The sequence below is a fragment of the Glaciecola sp. 2405UD65-10 genome (genome assembly GCF_048820975.1).
GTDB lineage: Bacteria > Pseudomonadota > Gammaproteobacteria > Enterobacterales > Alteromonadaceae > Glaciecola.
Window position 1 is genome coordinate 808,554 of sequence record NZ_JBMEUF010000001.1, and the last position, 23,221, is coordinate 831,774.

Here is a 23,221-nt window from a genome sequence, read left to right on the forward strand (position 1 = left end):
CCATGTGTCTGGTTAAGATATACATGGTATCAGGTTTATTTAGTAATTCGAGCCTGAGGGTTAACAATATGGTTAAAATTTCCTATATGTAGTTGTTCAATGTATTCGGTAATCGGCACTGCTTGCGAGAAAAGAAAGCCCTGCCCTTTATTTATACCCATTGCTTGCAACATAGCGAGCTGCTCAACGGTTTCAATTCCTTCTGCATACGTTTCACACCCTTTAGCATCGCATATTGTTTTTGTGGCTTGAACAATGGCTGAATTCACTGGTGAGTTATTTAATTCAAGCACAAAGGTTTTGTCTATTTTAATGGCACTTAATTCAAGGTCTCTTATAAAACTCAAATTTGAATAGCCTTTGCCAAAATCATCCATGGATATGGCAATTCCAAGATTTTTGATATCCGCTAATTGGCGCTTCACTAGCAGAGAATTAGAAAGTGCCACGTCTTCTGTTAATTCAATTTCAAGTAAATGAGTTTGCACGTCATATTTATTCAGTAAGCGTTTTAGAGTAGTTACGAGTTGTGGATCGTACAACTGAGTTGGAGATAAATTAACCGAAATAGGCACAAAATACCCCGCAGCATTCATAGCGGCGATGGATTTTAAAGAGTGTTCTAAAGTCCAGTATCCTAATTCATTCATCATGTTATATGACTCTGCGGCTTTAAGTAATGTACCTGGAAACACTACCCCATCTAATGGATGATTCCACCGCAAAAGACACTCACCGCCTATAATTTCATAAGTATTTAAGTCAACTTTAGGTTGAAAATATAACTCTAGCTCATCATTTTCGAGCGCTCTAGTTAAGTCAGCCTTTAAGGTGAGTCCACGCCCACTCGCTTCGTTTGTATCATCATTGAGTAAGGTGAAATTCTCATGTCTGTTTGATTTTGATTTTTTAAGCGCAGTTTCAGCTAAGGAAATAATAGTGTTAATGTTTGAATCAGGATTTTTTCGGATTGCTACGCCAACGTTAAAATCAGCGATAAAGGCGGTTTTGTTCACTATTAGTGGTGTTTTAAAATGATTGTATAAGCGAGCATGCTCGCTTCTCAAGGAAGAAGCTGTTACAGCATGAACAAACACAACACCAAAAATGTCACCGCTAATGCGCCCCACGGCTACTGAATTAGAAAAAATACAATTGATATGATTAACAATTTTTAAAAGTAAGTCATCTCCAGCCTTATGACCAAATGCAGATGACACATCCGAAAAACGCATCACATCAAGCAACATTAAGCTAAAGTACTTTTCTTTAGCTGCTATCTGCTCAATAATTTCGATAAAATGATACCTGTTAGGGATTTCATTTAGATGGTGAATGTCATTTACTTTCATAAAGCAGATATCAGTCCTGAACTTGTAATAAATCTTTCCTGTATATCTATATATCGTATATTTATCTTTTACCTTTACTAAAAAAGCCGGGAAAACCGGCTTTTTTCTTCAATCCACGTTAACGCATGCTTGAACGCTAAGTTATACCTTACATTTCTCTAATTTCCATATTCTATCGACATAATCATTTATTGACCGATCTGACGTAAATTTACCCATTTTAGCGGTATTTAAAATTGCCATCTTCGCCCATCTTGATTTATCTTTATAAGCTTCATCCAGTGCTTTGTTAGACTCACTATACGAATCAAAATCAGCTAATACTAAATAGGGATCGCCGCCGCTTAACATGCTATTTTTCAAGCTCGAAAGCGCACCTGGTTGGCCCGGGGTAAAGTAATCACTATCTAACCAATCTAACAATGCCTTCAGCTCTTTGTTTTGGTAATAGTAATCATAAGGGTTGTAACCCGCCGCATTAATGGCCGCTACCTCATCTACGGTTTTTCCAAAAATAAAAATGTTGTCATCGCCCACTTCCTCGGCTATTTCAATATTTGCACCGTCTAAGGTACCAATGGTAACCGCACCATTAAGAGCAAGCTTCATATTACCAGTACCAGAAGCTTCTTTCCCCGCCGTTGAAATTTGCTGAGACACATCCGCTGCAGGAATCATTTTTTCCGCTAATGACACTCTATAATTGGGTAAAAACACGACTTTAATTTTATGGTTAACGCGGTTGTCATTATTTATTTTGTCAGCGATTTTATTAATCGCGTAAATAATTGTTTTTGCTAATGCGTAACCTGGTGCGGCTTTCGCTCCAAATATAAATACGCGAGGATGCATATCGTACTCAGAGTTTTCTAACAAACGACGATACAAGGCCATAATGTGCAACAAGTTAAGATGCTGGCGTTTATACTCATGTAGGCGCTTAATTTGAATATCAAAAATAGCTTTAGTTGACACCTCTATTCCGGTTAAGGCTTTTATTTCTTTTGCCAGTATTTCTTTGTTTTTTAACTTCACCCGCATAAATTGGTTTTGAAATGTTTTGTTGTCAGCGTATTGCGATAAATCATCGAGTTTATCGAGCTGCAGGGGCCATTCATCGCCTATCTTTTTAGATATTAAATCAGATAAGAGTGGATTACAGGCTTTTAACCAACGTCTAGGTGTAACACCATTTGTTACGTTCGTTAATTTACCTGGATAAAGCTGATCAAATTCAGGAAACAAGTTTTCTTTGACTAATTTGGAGTGAATTTCAGCCACACCATTTACAGCAAAAGACCCAATTACCGACAAATTACCCATGCGAACCATTTTTTCGCCGGCTTCTTCTATAATTGAGAGCTTAGCCTTGATTTCATTATTACCCGGCCATTTGCGTTCAACTTCTTGCATAAACCTATGGTTAATTTCATAAATAATTTCTATGTGGCGAGGTAGAATCTTTTCAATCATACGAACAGGCCATTTTTCTAGCGCTTCAGGCAACAAGGTGTGGTTAGTGTATGCGAAGGTATTTTTAGAAATATTCCACGCTGTATCCCAATCTAACTCGGCTCTATCCACCAAAATACGCATAAGCTCGGGAATGGCAATGGCTGGATGCGTGTCATTTAGTTGCACCACTACTTGTTCAGAAAAACGATCCCAGTTATCTCCATGGGCACGCTTATAGCGACGAATAATATCTTTTAATGAGCAAGCACTGAAGAAGTACTGCTGAATTAATCGAAGTTCTTTACCTGCTTCAGTCTCGTCATTAGGATATAGGACCTTAGAAATTGTTTCTGCTTGCACGTTTTCACGCTGTGCATCTACGTATCCGCCGGCATTAAATACATCCCAGTTAAAATGCCCTGAAGATTGGCTCTGCCATAATCGAAGTACATTAACCGTACTGCCGCCAAAACCAACAACCGGAATATCCCAAGGAACCCCTTTAACAATTTCACCTGGGTGCCATTCTTTTTGAATATTGCCATTTTTACCGTATTTGGTTTCAACATAACCGAAAAGCGGCACCTCTTGAATAGATTCTGGACGGCAAATTTCCCAAGGGTTACCATAATCACGCCAGCTATCAGGGCGTTCTATTTGTGCACCATTTTTAATTTCTTGACGAAACAAGCCATTTTCGTAATGAATACCATAACCTATAGCGGGGTAATCCATGGTGGCTAATGAGTCTATAAAACAAGCAGCAAGCCTACCTAAGCCGCCATTTCCCAAAGCCATATCTGGCTCTTCTTCTAAAACATCACTTAAATCTACACCCAACTCTTTTAGCGCGGCATCAGCCACTTCAAATAAGCCAAAATTATGCATGTTGTTTGATAATAAACGGCCCATTAAGAACTCAGCCGAGAAATAGTGAACAGCACGGGTATCGTTTAAGTAGTGAGATTTCTGTGTTGACCTAAGACGGTCAAGTACTAACTCTTGAATAGCAGCACTGGTGGCTTTAAACCAAGCATGATTATCTGCTTTGTTTTCGTCAGTACCTAGGGAACCATGCAGATGTTTGATAACCGTTTCTTTAAACGCTTTTTTATCAAACAATTCGGCTGGAATAGCGCCGTTCAAATTACCTTTCGCAGATTTAGCAGCCCTATTTTTACCAGGACTGCGTGATACCTTCGCTTTACTTGTGTTCGGTGATTGCGTGCTCATGTTTATTCCAAGAGTGAGTGAATACTCTGTAATTTTATTACAGAAACACACCTAACTCCATACTGAATAAGACAAAACATACGTATGTTTGTTACATATACGTTAAATTTTAAGAGCTTTTAACTATATACAAAATAATTAAGCGTTTAATTAACCAAAAAGCACATAAATAGAAACAAATCACCAACAAATGGCGTTTCTAGAGTACGCTCGCCACTAATTCTTCAGCTTCTTTAACTATTTCTTGTAAGTGGCTTTCACCATTAAAACTTTCTGCGTAAATTTTATAGACGTTTTCGGTGCCTGATGGTCTAGCTGCAAACCAACCATTGTCAGTACTGACTTTCACGCCACCAATTGCTGCGTTATTTCCGGGTGCATGAGTTTGTATATTGGTAATGGGTTCTCCTGCCATAGAAGATGCACTAATGTCACTTTTACTTAAAGAAGACAAGGTTTTCTTTTGCTCAAGTGTGGCAGCTACGTCAATACGGGTATAGCAAGGGTCTCCAAACTGTGATGTTAAAGACTGATAATGTTCGCCAGGGTCTTTCCCTGTAACGGCAGTAATTTCTGCTCCCAATAAACACATAATAAAGCCGTCTTTATCAGTCGCCCAAGTGTCGCCATTTTGTTTTAGGAAAATTCCGCCTGCCGATTCTTCCCCGGCAAAGGCGATACTTTTTTCCGAGAGCCCATCAACAAACCATTTAAATCCAACAGGCATCTCTAACATATTTTTGCCTAAGTGTTTGACTACTCTGTCAATCATGCTGCTTGATACCAGCGTTTTTCCAATACCAACGTTTGAGTCCCAATTGGGTCTATTCTGGCACAGGTAATTTATTGCTACGGCCAAGTAATGGTTGGGATTCATTAAGCCACTTGATTTGGTCACTATGCCGTGGCGATCAAAATCAGGGTCGTTACCAAAAGCTAAATCAAATTTATCTTTTAACTTAATTAAACCAGACATCGCGTAAGCTGATGAGCAGTCCATTCTTATTTTACCATCACGATCACACGGCATGAATGCGAAACGTTGGTCAATAACGGGGTTAACAACGTCAATATTTACGTTGTACTTATCTGCAATTCTATCCCAGTAATGAATACCTGAACCACCTAGTGGGTCGGTGCCTAACTTTAACCCAGCTTCACTTATTGCCTGCATATTGACAACTTGATCTAATTGATCAATATACTGCGTAGCAAAGTCAATTTGACTTACATATTCTGAATTCATTGCACTGGTTAAAGTAATGCGTTTAATCACATGGCCGTTAGCAATAATTTCATTAGCTCTATTTTGAATCTGGCTAGTAACGCCACCGTCAGCTGGGCCGCCATGGGTTTGATTGTATTTAAATCCGCCGTCAGTTGGTGGATTATGCGAAGGCGTAATTACAATTCCGTCAGCTAAATCTTTAATTCTATTTCGGTTGTACGAAACAATAGTATTTGAAATAACCGGCGTAGGCGTAAAACCATTATTTTCTTGAATGACCACGTTTACTTGGTTCGCGCACAACACTTCAATGGCAGTTACCAAAGCCGGCTCTGACAAAGCATGAGTATCTTTTCCAATGAATATTGGACCGGTAATATTTTCGCGTACTCTAAATTCAGCAAGCGCCTGACATATAGCCGCAATATGTATGTCGTTAAAACTAGCATTTGAAGAAGTGCCTCGGTGCCCTGAAGTACCAAAGCTAACCGCTTGAGTAGGGTCATTTACATCAGCTTGTAAGGCGTAATAATCACTGGTTAATTTAGCAACGTTTATAAGGTCGTTTTGTGAAGCAGGGTTTCCTGCATTGGGATGAACAGCCATAAAATTAAATCCTTTTCAGTGAGTATTATTAGGTAAACCAAATTTATTATTGCAGAAGCGAAGTAACAAAGAAATGGGTATTTCAGGACTAATGTATAATAAATAAGGTAAAAGTATTATTGTTTTTGCTCTCTAAATTTCAAAGATAAACTATAAAACGTATTTATTATCTAATCATGACAATATTGAGCAGTAGTGAATTCTAAAATTATGCTCACCTAATCTGGTTTGGCGAAATTACAAAAAGCATTCATACTAAGGTATTTAATTTAATATGCGAAAATTGTGGCGCTCATATACACTTAGCTTATGAGAACCAAAACGCTCGGCGGTTTAGGGTTCACTAATTATAAAAATAACTGCCGACTATAAACATAGAAGAATATCACTGCCATGCGATCAGATATAGATACTTGTATTAAACAAATTAGTAGAGTTATAAAAGGCAAAGAAGTTGAACTTGAACTTGCCCTGGTGTGTTTATTGGCAAACGGCCATCTTTTATTAGAAGACTTACCCGGAATGGGTAAAACAAGCTTATCTCATGCTTTAGCTGAGGTGCTTGGTTTTGATTTTGCTAGAATTCAATTTACATCTGATTTATTACCCGCAGATATGCTGGGTGTTAATATATTCGAAAATGCGACGCAATCATTTCGTTTCCACGCTGGCCCCATTTTTAACCAGCTTATTCTTGCCGACGAAATAAATCGCGCTAGCCCTAAAACGCAAAGTGCTTTATTAGAGGCAATGGCAGAAAGACAAGTCACAATAGATGGCATAAGTCGTGATTTGCCCTCCCCATTTTTTGTAATTGCGAGTCAAAACCCTTTGCATCAATCTGGTACTCACCCTCTTCCTGAATCCCAGTTAGATAGATTCAACATGCAACTATCTTTAGGCTATCCTAGTTATGAATCTGAAAAAGCCATGCTGCAAGAGAGCAACGTAAAAACAGTACTTAATACAGTCATTAATTTTGAACAGTTAAGCTCTTTACAGAGCCGCGTGAATCAAGTTGTAGTAAGTGATTCCGTGTTAAATTACATATTAAATCTGGTTACTCTAACACGTGAATCTTCTGACTTCCCAAATGCTATTTCACCAAGGGGAACAAAAGCTTTATATCGCAGTGCGCAGGCAGCCGCTTTCGTAAAGCGGCGAGATTTTGTGAGCCCAGAAGATGTGCAATTTGTATTGCCTGCCGTATTCGAACATAGGCTACGCGGCCAATTAATGTCAGCAACGGCAACTACCTATTGCGAGCATTTATTGCAACAAGTAGACCCTCTCGCCGCTTGATGAACGGCATAAAGCAAGACACTACTTTTAGTAAATTACGTAAATGGTATTTAGACCTTAGGCGTGAATGGCTAGGGAAGCAAAGTTCTAATAAAAACGAAATTCAGTTTAACATTAATAACACTTTTATTATGCCATCTGGCTTTGGCTGGGTAATAATTGCGATTTCTAGTAGTTTATTTATTCTAGGAACAAACCTGCAAAATAACACCATATTACTTTTGTGTTATTTTTTAAGCGCCATACTTTTGTTATGTGTGTTTCACTCTTTTTTCTACTTTACCCAGCATACTATTTTATTCACCCCCATTCAGGCTGATTATGAAAATAGGCAGTTTCATTTACCTATTCAAATTCACTCGCTCTACAATTACGAAGGGGGAAGCTTAAGAATAAGCATCAAGCACATTAAATCTCTAGCGCTGACTAAAAGTAACCCTCCCCTAGCAGAACTTAACGCAAATATTAATGGCCAACTAACCCATCTAAAGCTGCCTTTGCCGCCCCAAACTCGGGGAATACATCAATGCGCTAAAATTACAATTTCCGCACATTATGGTTTTGGCCTAATTAAGTGTTGGACACATTTATCTCCTAAATTAGATATCGTAGTGTACCCCAAAATGAGGAAGTCACCTCTGATACTCAATCGTTCAAATAGTGAGAATCAGTTGGCGCTATCAAGCGACTCTCAATACGCCATTTCTGATAACTTGCAAGGAATACGAGAATATCAAACGAGTGATCCTATACATCATGTGAGCTGGAAACATGTTGCAAAAGGACAAGGGATGCTCACAAAAGACTTTAATGAAAATATGAGTTTAACGGGTTGGTTGCGCTTGAGCGATTACATACATTTAGGTATTGAAGAAGCTTTGCAGTGTTTGTGCTTTCAGGCTCAACAATTGGAAAAAGACCATGTTAGTTTTGGCTTAGATTTAGAAACAAATACAATTTTACCTAATCAAGGTGAAAAGCACTTGCAAGATTGTTTGCATCAACTCGCAATATATACGCCCAAACAGCCCCTTATGTCAGATCGTGAGGAGCTCTAAAAATGCAATACCGCTCAGTCAACAAAAGTACTCGCGCCTCTGTTTATTTGCCTCTATTACTCGTTTTTGTAGCGGTGCTTTTAAGCATGGCACAAGTATTAATGTCATGGGTTTGGGTCTTAAGCGCTTGTGCAATGGTAATTGCCTTGTTAAGAGTCACGCGCAAATTACCTAATATTAAAAGTATGACACTAAATTTGCTCGCAATTTTTTGCATGGTGCTATTAGCGTTCTTATCAAATGAGCACGGCCTTATGGCTACCATGGTAAATTTACTGGTGGTTGCTGGGTGCTTAAAGCTAATTAACATGCAAAACAAACGAGATTTTTATTTAATTTTAGCCATACAAATGTTTTTGATAGCATGTGGGCTTGTTTATCACCAAACTTTCGCATTTGTGATGACGTATTTTTTATTGCTTGTATTGCTACTTATTAGTGCCTTTTTAGTCAACAGAGGGGACTTAAAACTAAGTAAAAGTTATCAGCAAAGTATAAAGATTATTGCTCAAGCCCTTCCTATAACCGTTGCCTTATTTATTGTAGCTCCTCGACTTCCCCCCTTTTGGCAAACAGTTGTAGATAAAAGCGCTCAAACAGGATTATCGGAATCATTGACCCCTGGTGATATTGCTAGTTTAGCCAAAACAGATGATCTTGTTTTTAGAGCTGAATTTACCGGCGCAGTACCACCGCCTGAGCACAGATACTGGCGCTCAATAGTACTTGATTACTTTGACGGAAATACATGGTCAATCGCTTCAAATGTATTGCCAACTAATCAAATTTACAGTGATCGCCTAGAAAGCAATAGTAATAATGATGAACCGAATTACCATTATTTAGTTATGGCTGAGCCTAACAATACAAAATGGCTCTTTTCATTAGATATTCCCAACATCGAAGATAATATGGGCAGTGATGAAATATACGTTAATGGCCAGTATCAATTATACACCTCAGCTATTTCAAACAGTCCCTCGCTCTATATTTTGCGCTCTAGATATCACGCGCCACTTAGTAATTTTACACCCATAATAGATAATGAAAGATACTTGCAACTACCACAAGATAGTAATCCTAGAACTGACACTTGGGTTGAGATGAATGTTGTTCCTAAAAAGACATTTGAAGGAAAACTAAATGTTATTAATAGCCTATTTGACAAGCAAATCTTTAAGTACACGCTTCACCCACCATTGATGCGCAATAAACCTATTGATGCATTTTTATTTGACCATCAAAAAGGCTTTTGCTCGCACTATGCGTCAGCACTGACCTACATTTTACGAAAAGCAAATATCCCGGCGAGAATGGTGGCAGGATATCAAGGTGGTGAGTTGCAAAGTGATAATATGCTTAGCGTAAGACAATATGACGCCCACGCATGGGTTGAGGCATACCATCCTGATAAAGGGTGGCTACGCTATGATCCAACAGCCCTTATTGCCCCCAATAGAGCACTATCAGGCTTAATGTCGTCTTTAAGTGAACACGAAACCCATTATTATAACGATACATTTTCTAGTATATTCCCTGACTCTTTTCTAAGTAGAATGCGAAAAAACTTAGCTGTTATTGATTTTAATTGGAATACATTTGTACTCGAATTCGGGCAAGATTCTCAAGCAAGTTTAATTGAAAGAATTTTTGGTGAATTGAATCAAAAAAATCTGACTTCTTTTTTGATTGCGACATTTGCAGCCATCGCATTGTTTTTGGCGTTACTGTTTGTTCCATACAAAAAGTGGTTTTCATATAAACCTAGATCAGATTTAGATAAGGTTCTTAGAAAATTAGATAAATTAGGATTTTCACGCAAGAACAGTGAGCCCTTGTATAGCTTTTATCAACGAATAGAATCGCAATTACCGTCTGACTTAAAAATGGTGCTGGCGCAGTACATCAGTATTTTTTATCGCCATCATTATCAAGCAGCGCCAAGTATAAATGCCAGTAGTGCTAAGATTCGCAAAGACTTACATTCAATAAGCCGCAAGCTTCTAAACATCAAAGTAAAGCCAAATTCCGGCATTAAATAGAACAAAAAATAGTATTGTTTGCCAAAAATACTCAAAAAAAAAGGCCCGTAAAACGGGCCTCTTTTAAAAGCAATTTAACTTACTTTTTCGCTTCTTTACGTGCTTTCACTTCTTCAATTACTTTTTCCGATACATTCGCAGGACACGGATTGTAATGAGAGAATTCCATAGAGAACTGACCACGGCCAGAAGTCATAGTACGCAAGCTTCCGATATAACCAAACATCTCTGAAAGAGGAATGTCTGCTTTAACACGAACACCAGTTGCACCGGCTTCTTGGTCTTTAATCATTCCACGACGACGGTTCAAGTCACCAATTACATCACCTACGTGATCATCTGGTGTAAACACGTCAACTTTCATGATTGGCTCAATTAACTGAGGACCAGCCTTAGGAATTGACTGACGGAATGCACCTTTAGCTGCAATTTCAAATGCAACAGCTGATGAATCAACTGCGTGGAAACCACCGTCATAAAGCTCAACTTCAACGTCTAACACAGGGAAGCCAGCTAATACGCCTTCTTCCATCATGCCTCTGAAACCTTTCTCAATCGCTGGGAAGAATTCTTTTGGAACGTTACCGCCCACAACCACAGAGTTGAAAGTGAAACCACTGTTTGGCTCACCAGGCTTAATACGGTAATCAATTTTACCGAACTGACCAGAACCACCAGATTGCTTCTTGTGCGTGTATGAATCTTCAACTTCTTGAGTAATCGTTTCACGATACGCTACTTGCGGTTGACCTACTTCTAGCTCAACGCCGTAAGTACGCTTCAATATGTCTACTTTGATATCTAAGTGTAACTCACCCATACCTGATAGAATGGTTTCACCTGAATCTTCATCAGTTTCAACACGGAAAGTTGGATCTTCTGCAACCATTTTACCAATCGCAATACCCATTTTCTCAGTTGAACCTTTATCTTTAGGCTTAACAGAAATTGAAATTACTGGCTCTGGGAATACCATCGCTTCCAAGATAATTGGATCTTTAGGATCACATAGCGTGTGGCCGGTTTGAACATTACTCTTCATACCAACAATCGCAATAATGTCACCCGCTTGCGCTTTATCTAATTCGTTGCGATCATCAGCTTGCATTTCACACATACGACCAATACGCTCAGTTTTACCTGTAGCCGCATTTAAGATTGTGTCACCTTTTTTCAGCGTACCTGAATATATACGTACGAAAGTAAGTGCACCAAAACGGTCATCAGTAATTTTAAACGCTAGCGCTTTGAAAGTTTCTTCAGCAGAAACTAAAGCTACACGACCTGTAGGCTCACCTTCTTCATCAGTAAGTGGCTGAGGATCAACTTCTGTAGGGCTAGGTAAATAATCAACAACAGCGTCAAGAATTAATTGAACACCTTTGTTTTTGAATGCAGAACCACAGTATGTTGGGAAGAAGTCCATTGTACGTGTACCTTTACGGATACAACGCTTGATGTCTTCAATAGACGGCTCTTCGCCATCCATATATGCCATCATAAGATCGTCGTCTTGCTCAACAGCAGTCTCAACTAGCATTTCACGGTATTCTTCTACTTTATCAACCATGTCAGCTGGGACATCTTCGATTGAGTAGTTTTCAGGAAGACCAGTGTCATCCCAAATGTAAGCTTTGCGCGTTAATAGGTCAACAACACCCACAAACTCATCTTCAATACCAATAGGCAATACCATAACTAGAGGATTTGCAGCTAGTACGTCTTGAGTTTGCTTAACAACACGGTAAAAATCAGCACCCATACGGTCTAATTTGTTTACGAAGATAATACGTGCTACTTCTGAGTCGTTCGCATAACGCCAGTTAGTTTCTGACTGCGGCTCAACACCACCAGAACCACAGAAAACACCAATACCACCGTCAAGTACTTTTAATGAACGGTAAACTTCAACTGTAAAGTCAACGTGTCCAGGAGTATCGATAACGTTAAATCTGTGATCTTTCCAAAAACATGTTACCGCAGCTGATTGGATGGTAATACCGCGCTCAGCTTCTTGTTCCATGAAGTCAGTAGTAGATTCACCATCGTGTACTTCACCCGTCTTATGTATTTGACCAGTAAGTTTCAAAATTCGTTCTGTAGTGGTTGTTTTACCCGCGTCAACGTGAGCAAAAATACCAATATTTCTGTAATGAGCTAAATCAGACATGCTTCCCACTTTAATTAGTTCGTTAAAATTTTCGGGCGAATTATATAGATCATTGAACAGAATTTACACCACTTTCATGCTTATTTTTTTCAAAGTCTATCTTTAAGGGTATTTTAGCCTATTTTAGCATCAAATTTGGATAAAAATTTGCTGTAAAATTGAGCCTCTTACTTAATTTGATGATTGTAGGCGCTCAGCAGTTGGCTATTAACAATAACAAATACTGTTACTTCATCTCTATTGTGATAAAGATGCTTAGCTTTTATAACAACATGTCCAAATTTATCACTTAACGCGCTATTTAAATTATCTAGTATAGGTTGTACTACTTTAAAGCGTTTATTCATGGGAAGCTTTAAATTGAAAATGGCTGCATTTGCCAAGCCGGATACTAACCAGTGTAGCATCAACTCACTTACCCGCGTGGGTTGTTCAATCATATCGCATACTAGCCAGTCAACATTGCCCTGTTGGGGCTGATACAAGAATCCATCTTCACTATAATACTCTACCAAACCTGTAGCCATTAATTCTGCTTGAATTTCGCCGTGGTCAACGGCTTCTACGGTTACTTTTCGCTGAACAAGTTGGTAACTCCAGCCTCCAGGGCATGCCCCTAAGTCAACGGCTCGCATACCCGCGCTAAATAATTCAGCTTCTTGTTGAGGTGAGCAAAATAATTTTATTGCCTCTTCTAATTTCAGCGTAGAACGACTTGGCGCTTCATTAGGCATTTTCAAACGCTGAATACCTAAATGATGCTCGCTTCGGTCATGGGGTAAACTTATGGCTAGGGTACACTTAGTGCTATCAGAAAAAATTAAATGCAGATAAGCCCCTTTCTTGTGCGCTTGTTTACTCAACAAACCGGCTTTTCTAAGTTGATTTCGAAGTGGTACCGCAAATTTTTTGCAAAACTTCGCCATTTGTTTCCCATTTTCAGTGTCTGCATACTCGGTGAACACATCAGTAAACGCTGGCAAATTAGCATATTCATTTTTATGGTTTTCCAACAAAGTTAAAATTTCGCTTACTCTGTCGTTAGTTTCAAACCTTAGTTCACTAATCCCAATTAGCTTTTGCCTAGCAAATACAAGTTGTTCCAATGCGGGCAGTTTTTTATTAAGTTCAGTATAAGCATTTGGCGTATTTGCAGCGGAAAGTTGCGGCATAGTGAAGGTAAGCTCTGCGCTGTTTTTAGTTAATTTGGCATATCCATACAAGCCTTGTTTTGCACAAGCGTGTTCAACTTCACCAAGCAAATCTGCTTCATAACCGCTTCTACAATAAAATATTAAATCCAAGCCACTTACCTTAATTTAAAGAATGCAAACATCAGCCAAAACCAGGCTAATAAGAACGAAAACCCACCTAAGGGCGTCAAATATGCAAATATTTTCATTTGGCTAAACGCCAAGGCATACAAACTGCCACTAAATAATATAATACCAACAGTATAAAGCACATTGGCTTGATGCAGCATATGTTTAAACTGAATGATTTTTTGTTCTACTGAATTTACGCTTAATATCAATAATATAGCACTAATCACCAACATAGCTAAGGCATGGTACATTTGATACTGAGCGGCCTTAGCCATAATATCTAACTGATATGTATCCATAGTATGTTTTAAGCCATGTGCAGCAAATGCTCCCATTGCTACGCTCGTTAGCGCGAAAAACGAAGCTATACAGCCCCAAAGCCATGTGTGCTTACCCTTGTCATCCGTATTCATAAATTCAAATCACTTACTTCATCTAACATCCATTGGCTAAACACCTTAATTTTACTTTGGTCAGCCTGATGCTCTTTACACACCAAGTAATGGCTCAGCTTAGATTCTATTCTCTCTTCAAAAGGACACACTAAACGCCCGCTATCAATATCAGGTTTGGCCAATACAGTATCTGAAAGTGCAACACCTTGCCCTATACTTGCTGACTGCAAAACCAACATGGTATGGCTAAAAATAGGGCCATGATTAACGTTAATATCTTTGATGCCAAATTCGCGTAGCCAACTCTTCCAAGCACCACGGGTATTATCATGTAGCAAGGTGTGCTGTGCTAAATCTTTCAATTCCCGTAAACCATCGCCCTTTTTTAATAATAATGGGGAGCAAATAGGCGTTAAGTATTCCGACAGTAATTTTGTGACATGCAAGCCAGGCCAATTGCCTAAGCCGTAATAAACAGCAATATCAACTGAGTTATCAAGAAAATCGTCGTCTAAATCAACGGCTTTTATTCTCACATCAATATCAGGGTGTAAAGATGAAAACCGGTGCATTCTAGGCACTAACCATTGACTTGCAAAACTAGGCGGCGTTGCAATAGTAATGGCGCCTTTCTCACCCATTGCCACTAATCTATCAGTGGCTTCTTGCATGTGTACAAAAATATCGCGTAAATCTTGAAAATAAGACTGCCCTTCTTCCGTTAGTAGCAAGGCTCTATTTTTACGATGAAATAATTTTATCGATAAATAGCTTTCTAAACTTTTGATTTGATGGCTCACCGCCGCCTGTGTAACAAATAATTCGTCAGCCGCTTTTGTAAAACTCAAGTGGCGAGCCGCTGATTCAAAGGCTTTTAGCGCATTTAATGGAGGTAATCTTTTTGACATAGGAAATATACTTAATTATGAACTCATATACATTAGTTATTTTTATGCGAAAAATCAATTTATATCGTTAAACGTTTTCTATAAACAGTCGTAATATACAGCAACAAAATTAAATAAGCACTTTCATATCAATACTTTGCAAGTGTTAATGAGAAAATTTAGTTTTGTTAATTTACGCAACATTAATTTTAAATAAACTTTTAACTTGGATACAAAATGAAAACATCATTATTATTACTAAGCCTAAGCGTCTCAATAAATAGCTTTGCATTCGAAGGCGAATTGAACGCTAAATCAACAATTAATAAAGAAGAAGTTATTGCCGCTTTGCAAGAAACTCAAAAGCAACAAATCACTCTTAAAGATATTAGCTTTGCTAACACTTCTTTTACACTATCTGATACAGATATTGAAGGTAAAGTTATCGCTAAAGCGTCAAGCTTTAAAAACAATGCTAAATTAACTAGCGCACAGGCAAGTGAGTAATGTGCATAAATGTGCTTAAAACAAATAGAAATGAGCAATTGTATTAAAGCTCCTTCTCTTTTTAAGCACATTTACATCTTCTCTTTACAAAGATTACCCATATAGAAACAGCCCCACATGTTTATACCGCGCTTATTGCAGCTAACACTTCAATTGGATGCTTTGGCCTATATTTTTCAAAACGTTTGACTTGGCTTCTACAAGAATAGCCCGTTACAACAATCTCTTCATTTTGTGAGACCTTAGCTGCCGCTTGCCAACTTAAGTTATAAATTCCTGTAGAGTTTTCAAGGTGTTCAGCTTCATGACCATATGTGCCAGCCATACCACAACAACCAACGGCTTCAACATTTAGTTGCAAACCAAATTGTGCGAAAACTTGCTTCCATGTAGCTTCTGTTTCTGGCAGCGCTGTTTTTTCAGAACAATGTGCCAGCAGCTTATATTGAGTATTAGAACCTTGAATACCGGAAAGATTAAAGTCATGAGCATGTTGTTTAAGCCACTCTGTAACCGTTAACACCGAGAAATTAGTTAACTCATTCCCCAGTAGTTTAGTGTACTCATCGCGATAACATAGCACCAACGAAGCATCTGCACCTATCATTTGTATACCCAGTTGATGTACCGAGCTTAAAAACGAAGCTGTACTGCGAGCGGTTTTTTCAAATTTATCTAAAAAACCTTTCACATGCTGCGGCTTACCATTGGGAGAGAATGGTAAAAGGACAGGTGTTTTCCCCATATTCTTTAAGAATTTAACTAAATGCTCAATTACATCAGCATCGTAAAATGAGGTGAATGGGTCTTGAACAATCAAAACATGTTGTTTTTTGGCTTCATCACTTAGGCTTGCTAACTGATTTAAGTCATGTTGATTATTGACAACATATGGCTTAACCAAGGTTCTTTCTATTAACTTTGGTGTAGATAACGCAGGAGTATCCACATAGCCAATAGCATTCTTAAGCAACCATTCACTGGGTTTATTTTGTACAAGAAAGTTAAATAAGCGTGGAGCTTTGGCCATCATAGGCGCTAGGCTTTCGACATTGGCTACAAAATAATCTTTTAAAGGGCGCAAATATTTTGAGTAGTAAATGGCTAAAAACTTAGCTCTAAAATCTGGCACATCAACACCTACGGGGCATTGACTTGAGCAGGATTTACACGCTAAACAGCCGTTCATTGCCTCAAACACTTCAAAGTTAAAATCTGTTTTATGAGATTTACCCCAAGTATTGCTCACTTTACTGAACAAGCTGTGTTTGAAACTTGAAGGGGCAATATTGTCAGGGTTAATATTATGTTTACTTAACTGATACAGCCATTCACGAATAAGACCCGCTCGCCCTTTCGGACTGTGCCTGCGGTCTTGAGTGATTTTACTTGACGGACACATTGGCGATTTCACATCGTAATTAAAACATAAACCATTGCCATTACAACTCATAGCCGGTTCAAAACTTTGTTTAAACGCAATAGGAATTTGCCTATCAAATGTGGCTCGCTTAGTGTCACTCACTTTAACTAACTCAAAGTTAGTTTCAATGGGCGTACAAATTTTGCCGGGGTTCATTTGATTATGTGGATCAAAAGCCGCTTTGAGCTTTCTGAGTTCTGTATAGAGCTCTTGCCCAAAAAACGCAGGAACGTACTCACTTCTATACCCTTTGCCGTGCTCCCCCCACATTAGGCCACCGTATTTCGCGACCAAAGAAACCACTTGTTCAGAAATAACATTAACCAGTTTCTCTTGTTCTGGATCGCATAAGTCTAGAGCTGGACGAACGTGCAATACTCCCGCATCAACGTGCCCGAACATGCCATAATCTAAACCATGCGCGTCAAGTAATGCTCTGAACTCCATAATAAAATCAGCAAGGTTTTCAGGCGGCACAGCTGTGTCTTCAGTAAAGGCAATTGGTTTTTTCTCGCCTTTGCTTTTACCTAGCAAGCCAACGGCTTTTTTGCGCATGGCATATATTTTCTTAATATCGGCTTTATCAGTCGTTAACTGGTAACCAATCACCCCATTTTTGTTTTGTGCAATTTCGTCGTCAAGCCTAGACGTTAACAGTGCAATTTTTTCTGTGATTTCATCTTGATTTTCACTGTTGTATTCCACCATATTTAAGCCATCCATTGCCTTATTAGGTACATCGCTAATAAGGCTAGATACACTGTGCCAAATAATATCAGCACGGGCTAAATTCAATACTTTGCTATCAACAGTTTCTACCGAAGTTGCATTGGCTGCAATCATACTTGGGGCGTGTCTTAAAGCAGACTCAAAGTTGTCGTATTTGATGTTTACCAAGGTTGTAAAAGTAGGAATTTTGGTAATATTAAGCTTTGCTTCACCAATAAAAGCGAGTGAGCCTTCTGCACCGGCAATTAAACGGCCTATGTCTATAGTCTCTGACTCAAAGTCATATGCATGCTCTAAGTCATAACCGGTTAAGAACCGGTTTAAGCGTGGGAATTTATCAATTATAGCCTGTCTTTTTTCAACGCAGGTATTCAGTACCTGTTGATAAATACTGCCCAGTACGCCACCTGTTTGCGCAATATCTTGGGCTTCTTTTAATGATATTGGCCCAGTGCTAATCAAGCTTCCATCAACTGCCACGGCTTCTAAACCAAGCAGGTGATCGCTTGTTTTACCATATACTAACGAGCCTTGGCCTGAAGCATCGGTGCTAATCATCCCGCCAATAGTGGCTCGATTGCTGGTTGAAAGGTCAGGTGAGAAAAAATAGCCATGGGGGGCTAAAAAATCGTTTAATGCGTCTTTCACTACGCCTGATTGCACTCTTACCCATGATTCTTCCAAATTAAGTTCAAGAATTTCTTTCATGTAGCGTGATGTATCTACAACCACACCTGGCGTGAGCGACTGCCCGTTAGTACCCGTGCCGCCTCCGCGGGCACTAAAGCTTATGTCTACATTACCATGGGCGCTTTTGGCTATATGTTGAATATCTTCAATTGATTTGGGCAGCACAAGGGCTTGTGGTGTTTTTTGATAAATCGAATTATCTGTAGCCACCGCTAAGCGACTTGAATAAGAGTATTCAATATCCCCTGTAAATTCACTGGCGCGCAATTTATTAATAAAGTCACGTGTAGCAGGCGTGATGTTGTCCAATGACGACAAATGAGGTAGTACGTTCAACAAGTTAACTCCCAATTTAGTGAAACAACAGTATACCTATACACTTCAAACGACTCTAGTCAAAATGCTAAAGCATTGCATAATTCCTGTGTACGTGTGTAAACCACCAACGGGTGCAATTAAAATAAAAAAACCCGCACATCGGCGGGTTTATCATGCTTATTAAGACTTGCAAACAGTAAGTTCACATACTGTAATAAGGCTTATTTATGTTGTTCAGCTAAGTACAACCATGTTTCTACCACTGTATCTGGATTTAATGAAACACTATCAATGCCCTGCTCTACTAGCCAAGCAGCAAAATCTTCGTGATCAGATGGGCCTTGCCCACAAATACCTACATACTTACCACGCGCTTTGGCGGCTTTTATTGCCATAGACAACAAAGCTTTAACTGCATCGTTTCGCTCATCAAACAAATGAGCAATTAAGCCAGAATCACGGTCTAATCCAAGGGTTAACTGAGTTAGGTCATTAGAGCCAATTGAGAATCCATCAAAGATATCTAAAAATTGGTCAGCTAACAAAGCATTAGAAGGCAGTTCGCACATCATAATTACACGTAAGCCGTTTTCACCTTGAACCAAACCTTGTTCAGCCAATAACTCTATAACTTGCTGACCTTCTTCAAGGGTTCGAACAAACGGGATCATAATTTCAACGTTCACTAAACCCATTTTATTTCTTACGCGTTTAATTGCTTCACATTCAAGTGCAAAGCAATCTCTAAAGCTTTCTGAAATATAACGGCTAGCACCACGGAAACCTAGCATTGGGTTTTCTTCATGAGGCTCGTATTGATAACCACCAACTAAGTTAAAGTACTCGTTTGACTTAAAATCAGACATACGAACAATCACTTTCTTAGGTGAAAACGCAGCCCCAATTGAAGCAATCCCTTCAACCAATTTTTCAATATAAAACTCAACCGGTGAAGCATAGCCCGCAATCATCTCTTGCACTTCTTCTTTAACATCATCAGGTTGCTCATCAAAATTAAGCAAGGCTTTAGGATGTACGCCAATCATTCGGTTTATAATGAATTCTAGGCGGGCCAATCCAACCCCTTCATGAGGCAAACGGGCGAAGTCAAACGCTCGATCTGGATTACCAACGTTCATCATCACTTTTAGCGGTAAATCAGGCATTGAGTCAATACGCGATGTAGTCACTTCAAAATCAAGTTTTTGACCATAAATATACCCAGTATCCCCTTCTGCGCAAGATACGGTTACTTCATCATCAGTAAGAATAAGATCAGTTGCATTTCCACAACCCACTACAGCTGGAATCCCCATTTCACGAGCAATAATTGCTGCGTGGCAAGTTCTACCGCCTCGATTAGTTACAATCGCAGACGCTTTTTTCATGATCGGTTCCCAATCTGGGTCCGTCATGTCGGTCACCAATACGTCACCTTGTTCAATTTTGTCCATTTCAGCTATAGAGCCAAGCACTTTAGCTTTACCAGCTCCAATTTTATGTCCAATGGCACGGCCTTCACACACAAGTTTAGCTTGGCCATTTAACTGGAAACGCTCAATAACTTGCATATCTTCGCGGCTTCGTACAGTTTCAGGGCGCGCCTGAACAATATAAAGCTTGCCATCAACGCCATCTTTTGCCCACTCTATATCCATAGGGCGTTTGTAATGCTTTTCAATGATCATAGCTTGCTTAGCAAGTTCCATCACTTCATCGTCATTAATTGAAAATGCTAAGCTGTCAGATTTGTCTATATCAACAATCTCAACCTGTTTACCGTGTTCTAAATCTTCTGAGTAGATCATCTTGGTCATTTTACTGCCAATATTTCTACGAAGAACGGCAGGATTGCCTGCGTTTAACGTTGGTTTATGCACGTAAAATTCATCAGGGTTAACTGCGCCTTGCACAACCATTTCACCTAAACCGTAAGAACTTGTAATAAACACAACGTCTTCGAAACCCGATTCAGTATCTATAGTAAACATAACGCCCGATGCTGATAAATCGCTTCGCACCATACGCTGAATACCGGCTGATAATGCAACGCCTTTATGGTCATAACCTTGGTGAACACGGTATGAAATTGCACGGTCATTAAACAATGAAGCAAATACATGTTTAATGGCGACTAAAACCGACTCGTAACCTTTCACATTAAGAAACGTTTCTTGTTGCCCTGCAAATGATGCATCGGGCATGTCTTCGGCGGTTGCTGATGAACGAACGGCAAACGATGCTTCATTACCGCTACCTTCGCACAATGTTTCAAAAGCACTTCGAATCTCGTCTTCTAATTCACTTTGAAAAGGCGTTTCTAAAATCCACTGTCTTATTTGACTTCCCGCTTCAGCTAAGGCGTTAACGTCATCAACGTCAAGTGCATCTAACAATTCGTGAATTTTTGCTTCCACACCACTTTTATCTAAAAATTCATTAAACGCGTAAGCCGTGGTGGCAAAACCACCTGGTACTTGCACACCGGCATTAGATAAGTTTGATATCATCTCACCAAGCGAAGCGTTCTTTCCGCCGACTCGATTAACGTCATCCATGCCTAACTCTTGATACCAAAGAACATATTCTTGCACTGTAGGAGCCTCCAGCAAAACTTCTTAAACAAAGCTTAAAAATTAAAATCTCATTAGCCAAAGCTGACTAAACATTGTAGGTTTTCAATTACTATTACAATTTCATAAATCGTGTTAGGTTGAGCACCTAATGATTGTAAATTGGCTTGTAATTGAAAGTAAAATTTATTTTTTTTCGTAATTAAATTACAACATTGTTAAGGAGATGTTGTGCGTACAGCATTCTATATATCTGACGGAACGGCAATCACTTCAGAGGTGTTTGGGCACGCTTTGCTGTCATTGTTCCCCATGGAGTTTGAACATATTACTGTCCCATTTGTTGAAACAGAACAACATGCAAAACTTGTTGTTGAACAAATTCGACGTGCATTTGAGCAATCAAACGAGAGGCCCTTGGTGTTTTTCACAACCGTTAATGTAGACATTGGTCGTATTATTAGCAGTTCGGTTGGAATTAACTATAATTTTTTAGACCAATTTGTGGCTCCGCTTGAGAAAGTGATTGGCGTGCCCTCTAAACCTGAAAAGCACCGAACTCATTCGATGCATGAAAAAACCTATGATATTCGCATTGAAGCGGTTAATTATGCCTTAGCCAATGATGATGGTTCGAATATAAAAGACTATCAAGAAGCGGATATTATTTTAGTGGGAGTATCACGCTCAGGTAAAACGCCGGTAAGCTTGTATTTAGCTTTGCAGTACGGAATTAAGGCAGCGAATTACCCATTTACTGAAGAAGATATGGGCGATATTTTAAAGCTTCCTCCTATCCTGAGGCGCTTTCAAAGTAAACTGTTTGGCTTAACAATTAGCGCAAATCGCCTACACGCAATTCGCTCGGAGCGAAAAGCCAATAGCCGTTATGCTTCAATGCCGCAATGCAGAATGGAATTACGCGAAGTTGAAAACTTGTATCGCAAAGAAAAAATACCCTGCTTAAATAGCACAAAGTATTCGGTAGAAGAAATTTCAGCTAAAATTTTAGCGCAAACAGGATTAAAGCGTAAAAAATATTAGTTGTTATGAGGCTTTGGGGCGCCCGCCAGTTACCTTGTTGGCACGCCCTTCGTCTACTGCTTTTGCCGCACGCTTTTTGCGTACTTCTTTAGGATCGGCAATTAAAGGACGGTATATTTCAATTCTATCGCCATCATTCAATGGGGTATCAAGCTTGGTAGCTTTATACCAAATACCCACTTTATTTTCGCTAAGGTCTATTTCAGGATGTAAAGCCAATATACCCGACTGTTCAATTGCGTCTTTAACTGAACAATTTGTTGGCACCGACAAATTTATTAAGCTTTGTTTTTCTGGCAATGCATAGGTAATTTCAATCGAAATAGAATTATTCACTATTTGTAAACCTCTTTAGCGCGATCTGAAAATGCTTTAACCATATTGTTGGTCAAGGCTTTAAATACTTTACCAAAGGCCATATCTACTAGGCGGCTTGAAAACGTAAAATCTAAAGATAGCTCTATTTTGCAGGCTTCGTCAGATAGCGGCGTAAAAGTCCATCCACCCCCTAACTGTTTAAATGGCCCCTCAGAAAGCTGCATTATAATTTGTTCATTTGGTATTAAGGTGTTTTTAGTCACTAACACTTGTTCAATGCCCGCTTTAGCCAATGTCATTTTCGCATGCATCTGAGATTCAGACTCGCTGATGACTTCACTTGAGCGGCAACCAGGCAAAAATTCTTGATAAGAATCTACGTCGTTGACTAAGTTGTACATTTGCTCAGCACTGTAAGGTACTAAAGCATTTTTATTAATTGTAGGCATGCGTTAAGTTTAAATTGGCCTTATATCTTGATTATTTTATCCACTATGGCTTAAAAGTGAGGGTTGATTACAAAAAATTCAACCACATAATCTTTATTAATAAAGATAACTTGTTTC

At 39.0% G+C, this 23,221-nt stretch carries 16 protein-coding genes; 5 read left to right on the top strand and 11 right to left on the bottom strand.

The window, feature by feature from the left end:
* Positions 1–35 precede the first annotated feature (35 nt).
* The 3 genes from ACOI22_RS03725 to pgm all read right to left on the bottom strand — a co-directional run bounded on the left by ACOI22_RS03725 (position 36) and on the right by pgm (position 5,874).
* Positions 36–1,352, bottom strand: a complete 1,317-nt coding sequence (locus tag ACOI22_RS03725; RefSeq protein WP_420670347.1) for a putative bifunctional diguanylate cyclase/phosphodiesterase — start codon at positions 1,350–1,352, stop codon at positions 36–38.
* A gap of 141 nt (positions 1,353–1,493) precedes the next feature.
* Positions 1,494–4,040: a glycogen/starch/alpha-glucan phosphorylase gene (locus tag ACOI22_RS03730; RefSeq protein ID WP_420670349.1), complete on the bottom strand. Its 2,547-nt coding sequence runs from the start codon at positions 4,038–4,040 to the stop codon at positions 1,494–1,496.
* A gap of 199 nt (positions 4,041–4,239) precedes the next feature.
* On the bottom strand, positions 4,240–5,874 hold the full coding sequence (pgm, locus tag ACOI22_RS03735) for a phosphoglucomutase (alpha-D-glucose-1,6-bisphosphate-dependent) (protein WP_420670351.1): 1,635 nt from the start codon (positions 5,872–5,874) through the stop codon (positions 4,240–4,242).
* Between the two features lie 393 nt (positions 5,875–6,267).
* On the opposite strand from pgm, the gene ACOI22_RS03740 reads away from it, so the two are divergent.
* The 3 genes from ACOI22_RS03740 to ACOI22_RS03750 are packed head-to-tail and all read left to right on the top strand — an operon-like array spanning position 6,268 to position 10,276.
* Complete coding sequence (locus ACOI22_RS03740) at positions 6,268–7,176, top strand: AAA family ATPase (protein ID WP_420670353.1); 909 nt, start codon at positions 6,268–6,270, stop codon at positions 7,174–7,176.
* The gene (locus ACOI22_RS03745) at positions 7,134–8,234 is read left to right on the top strand and encodes a DUF58 domain-containing protein (RefSeq protein ID WP_420670355.1); all 1,101 of its coding nucleotides are present in this window, start codon (positions 7,134–7,136) and stop codon (positions 8,232–8,234) included. Before ACOI22_RS03740 ends, ACOI22_RS03745 begins: the two co-directional genes overlap by 43 nt.
* Positions 8,235–8,236: 2 nt before the next feature.
* Positions 8,237–10,276, top strand: a complete 2,040-nt coding sequence (locus tag ACOI22_RS03750; protein WP_420670357.1) for a transglutaminaseTgpA domain-containing protein — start codon at positions 8,237–8,239, stop codon at positions 10,274–10,276.
* Positions 10,277–10,355: 79 nt separating this feature from the next.
* Here the strand turns inward: ACOI22_RS03750 and fusA are convergent, their stop codons facing one another.
* The 4 genes from fusA to ACOI22_RS03770 all read right to left on the bottom strand — a co-directional run bounded on the left by fusA (position 10,356) and on the right by ACOI22_RS03770 (position 15,074).
* A complete protein-coding gene (fusA, locus tag ACOI22_RS03755) occupies positions 10,356–12,446 on the bottom strand; it encodes an elongation factor G (protein WP_420670359.1) in 2,091 nt (696 codons plus the stop codon).
* A gap of 167 nt (positions 12,447–12,613) precedes the next feature.
* Positions 12,614–13,750: a 23S rRNA (cytidine(2498)-2'-O)-methyltransferase RlmM gene (rlmM, locus tag ACOI22_RS03760; RefSeq protein WP_420670361.1), complete on the bottom strand. Its 1,137-nt coding sequence runs from the start codon at positions 13,748–13,750 to the stop codon at positions 12,614–12,616.
* Positions 13,751–13,755: 5 nt separating this feature from the next.
* Complete coding sequence (locus tag ACOI22_RS03765) at positions 13,756–14,184, bottom strand: DUF423 domain-containing protein (RefSeq protein WP_420670364.1); 429 nt, start codon at positions 14,182–14,184, stop codon at positions 13,756–13,758.
* A complete protein-coding gene (locus ACOI22_RS03770; protein WP_420670366.1) occupies positions 14,181–15,074 on the bottom strand; it encodes a transcriptional regulator GcvA in 894 nt (297 codons plus the stop codon). The genes ACOI22_RS03765 and ACOI22_RS03770 overlap by 4 nt, the downstream gene beginning before the upstream one ends.
* Positions 15,075–15,290: 216 nt before the next feature.
* Here ACOI22_RS03770 and ACOI22_RS03775 point away from each other — a divergent pair, with 216 nt between their 5' ends.
* Positions 15,291–15,560, top strand: a complete 270-nt coding sequence (locus ACOI22_RS03775; RefSeq protein WP_420670368.1) for a hypothetical protein — start codon at positions 15,291–15,293, stop codon at positions 15,558–15,560.
* Between the two features lie 121 nt (positions 15,561–15,681).
* On the opposite strand, the gene ACOI22_RS03780 is transcribed toward ACOI22_RS03775, so the two are convergent.
* Positions 15,682–18,738: an FAD-binding and (Fe-S)-binding domain-containing protein gene (locus ACOI22_RS03780; RefSeq protein WP_420672305.1), complete on the bottom strand. Its 3,057-nt coding sequence runs from the start codon at positions 18,736–18,738 to the stop codon at positions 15,682–15,684.
* A 203-nt stretch (positions 18,739–18,941) separates the two neighbouring features.
* Entirely contained in the window at positions 18,942–21,314 is a 2,373-nt protein-coding gene (ppsA, locus tag ACOI22_RS03785) for a phosphoenolpyruvate synthase (RefSeq protein WP_420670370.1), read from the bottom strand.
* A gap of 210 nt (positions 21,315–21,524) precedes the next feature.
* On the opposite strand from ppsA, the gene ppsR reads away from it, so the two are divergent.
* Positions 21,525–22,337, top strand: a complete 813-nt coding sequence (gene ppsR / locus ACOI22_RS03790; RefSeq protein WP_420670372.1) for a posphoenolpyruvate synthetase regulatory kinase/phosphorylase PpsR — start codon at positions 21,525–21,527, stop codon at positions 22,335–22,337.
* Between the two features lie 3 nt (positions 22,338–22,340).
* Here the strand turns inward: ppsR and ACOI22_RS03795 are convergent, their stop codons facing one another.
* Both ACOI22_RS03795 and ACOI22_RS03800 read right to left on the bottom strand, forming a co-directional pair.
* Complete coding sequence (locus tag ACOI22_RS03795) at positions 22,341–22,673, bottom strand: RnfH family protein (RefSeq protein WP_420670374.1); 333 nt, start codon at positions 22,671–22,673, stop codon at positions 22,341–22,343.
* Positions 22,673–23,104 (bottom strand): SRPBCC family protein, encoded by a 432-nt coding sequence (locus tag ACOI22_RS03800; protein ID WP_420670376.1) that lies wholly within the window; start codon positions 23,102–23,104, stop codon positions 22,673–22,675. Before ACOI22_RS03800 ends, ACOI22_RS03795 begins: the two co-directional genes overlap by 1 nt.
* Between the last annotated feature and the right edge of the window lie 117 nt (positions 23,105–23,221).

Excerpts from the sequence above, each read along its gene's own strand:
- ACOI22_RS03740 (WP_420670353.1), top strand. The coding sequence starts at position 6,268 with ATGCGATCAGATATAGATACTTGTATTAAACAAATTAGTAGAGTTATA.
- ACOI22_RS03770 (WP_420670366.1), bottom strand. The coding sequence starts at position 15,074 with ATGTCAAAAAGATTACCTCCATTAAATGCGCTAAAAGCCTTTGAATCA.
- fusA (WP_420670359.1), bottom strand. The coding sequence starts at position 12,446 with ATGTCTGATTTAGCTCATTACAGAAATATTGGTATTTTTGCTCACGTT.
- pgm (WP_420670351.1), bottom strand. The coding sequence starts at position 5,874 with ATGGCTGTTCATCCCAATGCAGGAAACCCTGCTTCACAAAACGACCTT.
- ACOI22_RS03775 (WP_420670368.1), top strand. The coding sequence starts at position 15,291 with ATGAAAACATCATTATTATTACTAAGCCTAAGCGTCTCAATAAATAGC.
- ACOI22_RS03750 (WP_420670357.1), top strand. The coding sequence starts at position 8,237 with ATGCAATACCGCTCAGTCAACAAAAGTACTCGCGCCTCTGTTTATTTG.
- ACOI22_RS03725 (WP_420670347.1), bottom strand. The coding sequence starts at position 1,352 with ATGAAAGTAAATGACATTCACCATCTAAATGAAATCCCTAACAGGTAT.
- ACOI22_RS03800 (WP_420670376.1), bottom strand. The coding sequence starts at position 23,104 with ATGCCTACAATTAATAAAAATGCTTTAGTACCTTACAGTGCTGAGCAA.
- ACOI22_RS03730 (WP_420670349.1), bottom strand. The coding sequence starts at position 4,040 with ATGAGCACGCAATCACCGAACACAAGTAAAGCGAAGGTATCACGCAGT.
- ACOI22_RS03765 (WP_420670364.1), bottom strand. The coding sequence starts at position 14,184 with ATGAATACGGATGACAAGGGTAAGCACACATGGCTTTGGGGCTGTATA.